The sequence below is a fragment of the Bradyrhizobium sp. genome, from assembly GCF_049691595.1.
GTDB lineage: Bacteria > Pseudomonadota > Alphaproteobacteria > Rhizobiales > Xanthobacteraceae > Bradyrhizobium.
The window spans coordinates 1-1,675 of record NZ_JBAVNZ010000089.1 but is presented as its reverse complement, the minus strand read 5'-3'; the positions used below and the strand labels follow the sequence as shown (position 1 = coordinate 1,675).

Sequence of the window (1,675 nt, the reverse complement as noted above, 5' to 3'; positions counted from 1 at the left end):
TTCGCCGAGCAGGTATTTTGTGACGGGCCAGTTGAAACCCCACCCCACCGACGTGATCGCGAGGAACATCAGGCCCGCGGGCGCGATGCGCGCACGCGTCTTGGTCGGGTCTGGATTTGTCATGAAGCCGGCAGCCGGGGGTGGAATCGCCGCCACCTTGCCGCTTATCCGGGCCTGCCGCCATCGCCGTGCCGGCATGCCAGCCCGGACTCCCCGCGCCGACGTGAGTCTCGCCAAGGCAACCCCGGAGCGCGAATAAATACCGCCCCTGTGAACAGCGGGGCGAAGCTTCCTCCACAGGCTGGCGGAGATTTTTTTCGTTTGGGAATCTCTGAGGACTCACCGATAGTTGGGTCCATCAGCGGCGCGGGACGTCCGCCTGTTTTGCCCCATTTTCCACCATATTTAGTATTTGATTCAGAAACTCGTACTAGTCCTTGACGGGCGTGACGGAGTCGTCCTAGCTTTCCTCCTGTTCGGCGCGAGTGTGTTTGGGTCCCCGCCGGTCGCTCCCAAAGGGTTCCAAAATGACCACTCCGCCGCCGGTCGAGGCCGCGGGTGAAGGGTTTTTTTGCCCTGAATTTTGGGACTCCGGGGCGCCAAAAACGGGGCCGAAACGGCTTGGCTAGCGTGTCGCGTAACGTGTTCGGGGCGTTGAATGCATGACCTGACAAGCCCGGTTCGGGGCCTGCCGGCGAGTGCCGCGGCGAGGTCGATGCGCGCATCGATCTTGCGGCGAGAGAGCAATAGGCCGGGTCCACCGGTTGAACCGCGAAAGGCCGGATCGGGGCTGGGCGACCAGCCGCGACCCAGGCGTTCGCTCAAGGATAATATCCGGCCGCCGCCAGCGCGGACCGGTCAAAAAGAGACGGGGTACGACCATGCGAATCGAACGACGCAACACCACGCCAGGCCAGTCACCCTATGCCGGGATTGATTTCAGATTGACGACATCGGAGATCCGCAACCCCGACGGCTCGATCGTGTTCCGCCTCGAAAATGTCGAGGTCCCCGCATTCTGGTCACAGGTCGCCTCCGACGTGCTGGCGCAAAAGTATTTCCGTAAAGCCGGCGTCGCCGCGCGCCTGAAGAAGGTCGAGGAAGAGACCGTGCCGTCCTGGCTGTGGCGCGCGATGCCGGACACCGAGGCGCTCGCCACCCTGCCCGAGAATGAGCGCTATGTCAGCGAACTCTCGGCGAAGCAGGTGTTCGACCGTCTGGCCGGCTGCTGGACCTATTGGGGCTGGAAGGGCGGCTACTTCACGACGGAAGGCGACGCTTCAGCCTTCTTCGACGAGCTGCGCTTCATGCTGGCGAAGCAGATGGTGGCGCCGAACTCGCCGCAATGGTTCAACACCGGGCTGCACTGGGCCTATGGCGTCGATGGCCCCGGCCAGGGCCACTATTATGTGGACTGGAAGACCGGCAAGCTGACAAAATCCAAATCGGCTTACGAGCATCCGCAGCCGCACGCCTGCTTCATCCAGGGCATCGAGGACGACCTCGTCAACGAGGGCGGCATCATGGACCTCTGGGTGCGCGAGGCGCGCCTGTTCAAATATGGCTCCGGCACCGGCTCCAACTTCTCCCGCCTGCGCGGCGAAGGCGAAAAGCTGTCGGGCGGCGGCCGCTCGTCGGGCCTGATGAGTTTCCTCAAGATCGGCGACCGCGCCGC

2 pseudogenes are annotated in these 1,675 nt (G+C 63.5%); one reads left to right on the top strand and one right to left on the bottom strand.

Features of this window, described 5'->3' with window-relative positions:
• Positions 1-123: pseudogene (locus WCE35_RS04155) on the bottom strand (EamA family transporter); the annotation flags it as partial.
• 758 nt (positions 124-881) lie between these two features.
• Between WCE35_RS04155 and WCE35_RS04150 the strand changes: the two are divergent.
• Positions 882-1,675, top strand: a pseudogene (locus WCE35_RS04150) (vitamin B12-dependent ribonucleotide reductase); the annotation flags it as partial.